The sequence below is a fragment of the Vulcanococcus sp. DEBay_Sum22DG08_74 genome (assembly GCF_017852955.1).
Lineage (GTDB): Bacteria > Cyanobacteriota > Cyanobacteriia > PCC-6307 > Cyanobiaceae > Vulcanococcus.
On the sequence record NZ_JAFMKL010000080.1, the window covers coordinates 1 to 7,768 of the forward strand.

Consider the following 7,768-nt stretch of genomic DNA (forward strand, 5'->3'; position numbering starts at 1 on the left):
GCGCCCAGGGGGCCACCCAGGGGAGTGAGCATCAGTTGCTGCAGCCCTTCGAAGAGGCCTTCGCACGACGGGCCCCCCAGGCCGGCCCGCTGCAGTTCCTGCTCGATCACCGCATCGGCCTCCTGCCGTTCCCCGCGGGCCACGGCGCCGTAGTCGAGGCGCTCGAGGATGCGGTGCAGGGCATCGCCAGGACCCGAACCCCGGGGGAAATGGGCGAGGGGGCCCAGCTCGGGCCAGGACGTCGTCGGCTGGGCTGCGTTGCCCTCCTCCAGCAGGGCTTGCGCAAAGCCATCGCCCAAGGCATCGGTGTCACGGCCCTCCTCCTGCTGCTCCGGCGGCAGGCTCACCTGGGAGTGGGCCCAGGCGGAGTAGCTGGCCCTGCCCCAACTGCTGTCGAGGGAGCGCTTGGGACGGGGTCCAAGGCTCAGCACTCCCTCGGCGGGCTCCGGCCGCCAGGGCCGGTGGATCTCTGCAGACGCCTGGATCCGCTCCAGCGGTAGCTCCGTCTCGCGCTCGTCTAACCAGCTGCCCAGGGGGTTGCCGGGGTCGGCCTGATCCGCTCCGGGCCAGCCCAGTACCAGCAGGTGTTGGGCGCGGGTGCAGGCGACATAGGCCAGCCGTTCCGCCTCAGCGATCTGTGCCTGCTGGTCCTGTTGGGCGGCGAGCCGGCCCACGCCCCAGTGGGGATTGAGGTGCAGGTCCAGTTGGGGTTGCCCGCCGGAGCTCCAGCGCCGGCCCAGGCGCTTGCTGGCTTTGCTGCTGCCCTTCCAGAGGTAGGGGCAGATCACCAGGGGGTACTCCAATCCCTTGCTGCGGTGCACGGTCACCACGGCGATGGCGGCTTCGGCGGCATCGCTGCGGCAGAGATGGGCCTCGGGGGTGTCCCGGTTTTCCTCGAGGCGCAGCCGCCTGAGCCAGTCCGCGGCCGCCTGGGCCCCCAGGCCCTGGCGGTGCATCTGCTCCTGCACCAGCTCGGCGGCCTGCTGCACATCCGCCAGGGCCCGGCCCCGGAGAGAGAGTCGTGCCAGGCCCTCGGTTCCCTGGAGGTGAGCCAAGGCCGCGGTTAAGCCGAGTTTGGGTAGACGTTCCGCCAGGGTGCTCAATTCGGCCGCGAGCTGATCCCACTGGGCGGAGCTGCTGGCCTCGATCTCGGCGGCGGACCAGCCCAGCAGGGCCGAGGCCGCCAGCAATTTCAAGCGCCCCAGTTGGCCGGGTTGGGCCAGGGCATCGAGGAAACGCTGCAGGGCACTGGCCCCGAGGCTTTCAAAGACATCGCCGCGGCTGACCAGACGGCTTGGGATCTGCCGGCGCTCCAGGGCGGCCCGCAGGGCCTCAGCCTGCTCGTGGCGGCTGACCAGCAGACAGAGGTCGCCCGGGTCGATCGGCCGGCCGTTGAGCAGGAGCCCTTGGCTCAGCAGGTCCTGGCAGAGGCCGGCCACCTGGGCCTCGAGCCCCTGGCTTGGATCCAGCTCCAGCAGCTGCAGCGGCGCTGGGTTGCCGGGGCATTCCAGCTGTCCCTTGTTGGCCTTGGCCAGCACCTGGGGCACCTCCAGTGCGCTCTGGATTAACCCGGGTTGCATCAGGGCGTTCAGGCCCGCCACCAGTGCTGCGCTCGAGCGGCGGTTCTCGAACAGGCCAAAGCGGCCATCGGCCTCGGCGGCCGCCTGGCGGTAGGTCTGCAGCTCTCCGCCGCGGAAGCGGTAGATCGCCTGCTTGGGATCGCCCACCATCACCAGCAGGTGCCGGCTGGGCTCCTGGGCAAAGGCCCGCTTGAGGATCCGCCACTGGATCGGGTCGGTGTCTTGAAACTCATCGATCAGGGCGGCCCGGTAGCGGCGGGAGACGGCCTGCAGCAGGGGCGAGGACTCGCGGGGCTCCGGGCCCGGATCAAGTTGCTCGAGCAGTTGACCGAAGCTGATCTCACCGCTGCGCTCCCGGCGGCGTTGCAGCTCGGCGCGCCCCCAGTGGCAGAAGTGCAGCAGGGCCAGCTCGGCGGGCCCCTCCACCACCGCGGCGATGGCCTGGAGCAGGGGGGCCTGGGGCAAGGAGACCTGATCGCCGTGGGCCGGGGCCGCCGCCTTGGTGAAGGGGCCGGGGTGGAAGTACTTCTTGAGCTCCTCCTGCTGAAGCAGGGCGTCGTAGCCGGCTGGTGCCTCCAGTTGGGAGAGCCAGGTCTGAACGCGGTTCAGGCGGTCGGGTTTGGCCTTGAGCCGGTAGGGGGCGTACTTGACCCCCAGGCTCTTGAGTTCCACGGCGGCCGCGGCGAACTCCTCCTCGAGGTCCTCGCTGCGGGCCTCCCACTCCGCCTGGAACTGCTGCCAAACGCGGCTCCAATGGGGAGCGAGTTGCTCCGCCAGGGTCAGGTCCGTGCTCCAACCCTCGGGCAGGGGGGCGAGCTGCAGGGCCGGGTCGCCATCGAGGCTGCCCAGCAGGTTCACCAGCTGCTCAGGGTTGACCTGTTGGCTCTGCAGGCCCGCCAGCAGATGGGGCGGCAGGGGAAGCACCTGCTGCTGCCAGTAGTCATGGACCAGCTGTTGTCTCCGCTCGCGCCCCTGGCTCTCCAGGGCGACCTCCGGGCCGAGGCCGGCCTCGAGGGCGTGGCGCTGCAGGGTGCGGCGGCAGAAGCCGTGGATGGTGGTGATGTCGGCGCGATCCAGCCGCTCCAGGGCCAAGAGCAAGCGGCCCTTGATCGCCATGACCTGATCGGCCTGTAGGGCTGAGCGCCACTGCTGCAGCGGTTCGTCGGCCTCGGGGTTGGCGTGATCGAGCAGGACCAGGGCCTCCTGCAGGCGGCGGGCAATGCGGTCCCGCAGTTCCGCCGCGGCGGCATCGGTGAAGGTGACTACCAGCAACTCCTCCACTTCGAGGGGGCGCCGTCCCTCGCTGAGCAGCCGCAGTACCAGGTGAGCCAGGGCAAAGGTTTTGCCGGTGCCGGCGCTGGCCTCCAGCAGCCGGATCCCCGGCGCCAGGCTGAAGCCGTTGGCGTCAAAGGCGGCCAGGGTCATGGCTTGACCTCCTGGCGGCGCTCCAGCAGCGGCCCATGCAGCGTCAGGGCCAGGGTCTGCAGCTCCGCTGTGAGCAGGTCCCCCAGGGGCAGGTCCGAGCCAAAGCAGACCCGCTGCACCGGATCGTCCCGCTCGGCCCGCAGTTGATAGCCCCCTTCCCAGATCTCCTTGGCTTTGGCCCAACCGCGCCCCTGGCCGGGTTTGCTGCTCTCGGCGCTGGCGTAGGCCCAGCCGGTTTCCGGCGGCAGCGCCCAGCAGTTCTGACGGTGCGCCTCGCGCCAGCTCTGCAGTTGCTCCAGCAGGGCGCTGGCCTGCTCGGGGGCGGGGGCCTCAAAGCGCTCCAGGACACGGAAACGATGGCGGTCGCGGCCCACCAAGGAGGCCCCCTGCAGGTTCAGGCCTGCGGCCGCCGCCAGCAGGCACTCCAGCCAGAGCTGCAGGCGTTGGGGGGTGCGGGGTTTGGCGGTGTGAACCAGCACCAGCTGGCCGCCGCGGCGGTTCAACTCCGCGGCATAGCCCTGCCACTGCGCAGGCTGCTGCTCGGGTTCCCCCAGCAGCTCCAGGCAGCTGCTCAGGCTCTGCCAGCGCTGCTCCAACTGCTCCACCTCCAGGGCTCCGGCGGCCAGGGGGGGCAGCAGGCCCCGGCCCCGTTCCCGTTCGCGCCAATCGGGGCTCGCAGCCCCGGGCTCCTCGTCCCATTCGCGGCGCAGCAGGCTGGCGCGCTCCCGCTCCCCCAGTTGCAGGGCTTCGAGATCGAGCACCGGCTGATCGAATTCCTTCGGGCGAATGCCCAGTTGCTCCAGCCAGAGGCCCTGGGGGGCCTGGATCCAGCGCTGTAGATCGCTCCAGGCCTCGGCCGGAGTGGTCTGGGGGAGCGGCGGCGCCGGTGGCGGGGTGCTGAAGGCCAGCCCCTGCTGGCAGTGGAGCTCGCCCTGCTCGAGCTGTTGGCGCACCTGCAGGAGGCGTTGGTCGCAACTCGCCGCCGGCCAGGGAGCCATGGCGAGGAAGTTGCTGCGCTCCAGGGCATTGGCGGCGTGCTCCCGCAGGGGAACGGCGCTGCTGCCGAGCTGTTGGCCCAGCAACTCCAACCACTGCCGCACCGGTGTGGAGGCTTCCAGGGTTTCTCCGGTGCGCTCATCGCGGCAGCTCCAACTGAGCAGCAGGTGCTGGCGCGCTGAGAGCAGGGCCTCCAGCAGGACGTAGCGGTCCTGGTCGCCGCTGTTGGGATCGCCCAGCTCGCGGCGGTGCTCCATCAGATGGAAGCCGGGCCGTTGGCGCTGGCGGGGGAAGGCCCCGGCATCCAGCCCCATCAGCACCACCACCCGGTGCGGAATCGCGCGCATCGGCTCCAGGGCGCTGATGGTCAGGGCCCCAGAGCGGTGCCCAAAGCGGCCGCTGCCCTCGCTCAGGCGCTCCGCCAGGACATCGGCCACCACCGGAGCGGCGAGCTCCAGGGGGCTCTCCCCGGCCACCGCCTGCCAATCCGCCAGGGCCGCATGGATCGTCTGCAGCTCCCAAGCCCAGCTCCCCCCATCGCCAAAGAGCAGGGGCAGCTGCTCCCGCAGGCCCTCCACCCACTCCGGCACCCGCCGCGCCTGGGCGAACCAGCGCAGGCTGCTGAGCAGTTGCCGCAACAGGCCAATCCAGCGGCCCTGCTGCTCGAGGCTGCCGCCCAGGGCCATCGGTGCGGTGTCCCCGAGGGCGAGGCCCGGGAGATCCGGGAGCACCAGGCCCAGCACGAGTCGATCGATCGCCCAACCCAGGCTGTGGCTGGGGTCCCCGCCCCGGTCTCGCCCATCCAGTCCCCAGCGGAACCCCGCCCGCTGCAGCAGGGCCGTGAGCTCGCCGGCGTCGCCGGCTTCGAGCTGTTGGGCCGCCAACAGGGGCCCGCAGCAGAGCACGTTCTCCAGGGCGCTGGCCGTCAGGCGTTCGCCGCCGAGTTGCAGCAGGGTGAGCAGTCCTTGGGCAATCCCCGCCTCGCTCTGTTGGCTGCGGTCCGTCAGACGCCAAGGCAGGCGCACCCCGGTGGCCTCGGCATCACCGAAGACCGCCGGTACCAGCGGGGCGAAGGCCTCCACCTGGGGCGTCATCACCAGGATGTCCCGCGGCTCGAGGCTGGGGTCCGCCGCCAGCAGCTGCAGGATCTGATCGCGCACCACCTGGAGTTGGCGCAGCCGGCCCGGGCAGGCGTGGAATTCCAGGGAGCGATCCTGCGGGTCCCGATGCAGGGGTTGATCGGCCTCCGGTTCGCCGCAGACCAGCTGCTCTTGCAGTTGCTCCAGGAGGGACGGTTCCCGCTGCTCGTGTCGGGCGACGGTGGCGGGGGCAAAGAACAGATCCCCCTCCTGCCATTGGCCCAGTTGGCTCTCGCCGGTTCCCTCGAGCAACTGCTGAAATTCCGCCCCAAGCCGGCCAAAGCGGGCCTCCAGGCTCGGCACGCTCAGCAACCAGTCCGCCGCCAGGGGATCACTGAGGGCCGCCGGGCCGCTGCGCTGCCAGAGATCGCGGCAGGGGGTGAGCATGTAGAGCTCCACCTGGCGCACCGCCGAGAGGGCCTGCAGCAGTTCCACCTGCACCGGGGCCAGGCTGCTTAAGCCGAAGAGCCGCAGCGGTTGCGCGCTGGTCAGCTCCGGTCTCCAGCCGGCCTCGAGCCGGCGAATCAGCTGCCGTGCCCGCACGCCAAAGGGCAGGCAGCCCAGGCGTTCGACCAAACGGCGCAGCAACTCCGGCTGCCACTGCAACCCCTCCGGCAGCGTCTGGGGTTGCTCGCTCAGCCAGGCCTCGAGCATCGCCGGGCGATAGAGGCCGTAGTCGTCGATGGCATCGGCAATCGCTCGGGCCAATTGCCAGAGGGCCTGATCGAGTCGGTCCAGTCCGGAGGAGCGAACGGCCAGCCATTGGCGCAGGGGCTGAGCCGTTGGGCTTTGCAATAGCTCCGGCAGCAACTCCAGCAACGGCCAGACCAGGTTCTGGGCGCGCCAGGGATCGGGGCCGCTTTGCGGTGGGGCGTCCCCCAGCCATTGGTTGACCAATTGCCGCAGCAGGCTGCTGGGGAAGGGGAAGCGCAGGTTCGCTGCGATGCCGGCGGGGTTGGCCAGGGCCAGTTGCTCCCCCAGCCAGCGGCTGGTGGGCCAGGTGTTCACCACCACCTGGGCCTCCTCGAGCAGCCCCGGCGGATGCAATTGCAGGTTGGTGGCCAGGACGCGAGCCAGCAGCTCAGCGCGATTGCTGCGGTAGACCGTGAGCAAGGCTCAGACGGGGCTCAGGCTGGGCGACTGCAGGCTATGGGTAAGACCCGGAACTGACACCACCTCGCGGCTCTCGGGGCAGTAGGCGCTGAGGTCGCCGCCGTAGCAGGCGCCGGTGTCGACCATGACGATGTTGGGCAGGCGGCGGACGTTCGGGCCGGGGGTGTGGCCGATCACCACATCGCCAAAGCGTCCGTCGTACTGCTCCCAAAACCCCATGCGCACCCGTAGGTCCGGTTGCCAGGTGCTGGGGTTGAAGCCGGCATGGGTGGCCACCCAACCTTCGCCCCAGTAGGCCAAGGGCAACTGCTCCAGGCGTTTGAGCCAAAGGGCGCAACCGTCGCTGCCGAGTTGACGGCGGGTCTCGGCGCCGGCCTGTTTGTTGGCCCCTTCATCGCTGCGCAGGGCCTCGATCAGATCCTGCTCGTGGTTGCCCCGCAGCCAGATGGCGCGGCCGCTCTCCACTAGCCCCCAGATGCGATCCATCGTCGCGGGGGTGTCGGGGCCGCGGTTGATGGCGTCGCCGCAAAAAATCAGACGGTCTCCCGTCGGGAGTTGCGCCAGCAGGCTCTCGAGGGACCCCGAGCAGCCATGCACATCACCGATGACCCAGTGGCGGGCTTTGCGACTGACGGTCGTCATATCTCCCACTTTGGCTGGAGCCTTGACGATCTGTCAGCCCCTTTTGCGCATCCCCTCGCAGAGGTTGAAAACGGGATAACGTCCCCTTAACCACGCCCCTCTGGATGGACAGCCAGACCCCGGAGAGCCCCAAGCCGGTTGATCCGCGCAGCCTCTCGGTGGGTCGGCGGGTGGAGATTCTGGTGAAAGCCCTCGATGGGGCGAAGCGCACCAATGAGGCCCTAGCCAAGTGCGCCAACGGCGACGAGATGGTGGAGGTGCTCCTCAACGCCTCCTCCAAGTTGGGTCTGGGGCTGACCCAGGCGGAACTCACCCGCACCCCGCCGATCCGCGACTGGATCTGGTGGAAGAACAAAGAAGCGGTGCTCACCATTGGTGATGCCAAGCCCCGCTACCAGCAGGACGGAGCGCAGGGCCGATCCGATGGGGATGAGCCCCGCAAGAAATTCCTCGGTCTCTTCTGAGCTCAGGCGGCGCTGGCCAGGGCGTCGGGGATGGAGCTGGAGGGCGCCTCAAAGCTGCCCTTGGCCACGAACTCCAGACGCAGCTTCATGAAGTCGATGAACTTCGGATCGGTGGAGACCACCGCGGCGGCGGGCTGGGGGACCTGCTCGGCAATGGCCTTGAGCTCGGGGGCCTGGAGGAAGGCGGGGCGCTTCACCAGCCAGAAGTCGATGGCTTTGCCCTGCTCGCCGTAATTACGGACACGCTCGCGCAGCACCTCATCGAGGGGCTCCTCCACGGTGAGGAAGGCCTCACTGGCGGCCACGAAGTGGTACTGGGTCATGAACTGGTGCTGCCGAAGAGGGGTTCCCGGCGGGGATTCTGGACCAAAGCCTTCATCTGCCGCACGGCCTCCTCCAGGCCCACCGC

The 7,768-nt window shown here is 69.7% G+C and carries 5 protein-coding genes and 1 pseudogene; 1 reads left to right on the forward strand and 5 read right to left on the reverse strand.

Annotated features, from left to right (window positions below):
- The 3 genes from QZ184_RS08645 to QZ184_RS08655 all read right to left on the reverse strand — a co-directional run.
- Nucleotides 1-3,005 (reverse strand): UvrD-helicase domain-containing protein (locus QZ184_RS08645; protein ID WP_296419105.1); only part of this gene is annotated, 3,005 nt, incomplete at its 3' end.
- Nucleotides 3,002-6,253, reverse strand: a complete 3,252-nt coding sequence (locus tag QZ184_RS08650) for an exodeoxyribonuclease V subunit gamma (RefSeq protein WP_296419107.1) — start codon at nucleotides 6,251-6,253, stop codon at nucleotides 3,002-3,004. The genes QZ184_RS08645 and QZ184_RS08650, both read right to left, overlap by 4 nt.
- A gap of 3 nt (nucleotides 6,254-6,256) precedes the next feature.
- Complete coding sequence (locus tag QZ184_RS08655; protein WP_296419109.1) at nucleotides 6,257-6,895, reverse strand: metallophosphoesterase; 639 nt, start codon at nucleotides 6,893-6,895, stop codon at nucleotides 6,257-6,259.
- Nucleotides 6,896-6,999: 104 nt separating this feature from the next.
- Here QZ184_RS08655 and QZ184_RS08660 point away from each other — a divergent pair, with 104 nt between their 5' ends.
- The gene (locus QZ184_RS08660; protein WP_247479025.1) at nucleotides 7,000-7,359 is read left to right on the forward strand and encodes a hypothetical protein; all 360 of its coding nucleotides are present in this window, start codon (nucleotides 7,000-7,002) and stop codon (nucleotides 7,357-7,359) included.
- A gap of 2 nt (nucleotides 7,360-7,361) precedes the next feature.
- Here QZ184_RS08660 and QZ184_RS08665 read toward each other — a convergent pair whose 3' ends face one another.
- Together QZ184_RS08665 and QZ184_RS08670 are read right to left on the reverse strand one after the other, a co-directional pair.
- Nucleotides 7,362-7,682: an MgPME-cyclase complex family protein gene (locus tag QZ184_RS08665; protein WP_010317828.1), complete on the reverse strand. Its 321-nt coding sequence runs from the start codon at nucleotides 7,680-7,682 to the stop codon at nucleotides 7,362-7,364.
- Nucleotides 7,679-7,768 (reverse strand): annotated as a pseudogene (locus QZ184_RS08670) (pyridoxine 5'-phosphate synthase); the annotation flags it as partial. The pseudogene QZ184_RS08670 and the gene QZ184_RS08665, both read right to left, overlap by 4 nt.

Bases quoted from the DNA above. Each gene is read 5' to 3' on its own strand.
- QZ184_RS08655 (WP_296419109.1), bottom strand. From the start codon at position 6,895: ATGACGACCGTCAGTCGCAAAGCCCGCCACTGGGTCATCGGTGATGTG.
- QZ184_RS08660 (WP_247479025.1), top strand. From the start codon at position 7,000: ATGGACAGCCAGACCCCGGAGAGCCCCAAGCCGGTTGATCCGCGCAGC.
- QZ184_RS08665 (WP_010317828.1), bottom strand. From the start codon at position 7,682: ATGACCCAGTACCACTTCGTGGCCGCCAGTGAGGCCTTCCTCACCGTG.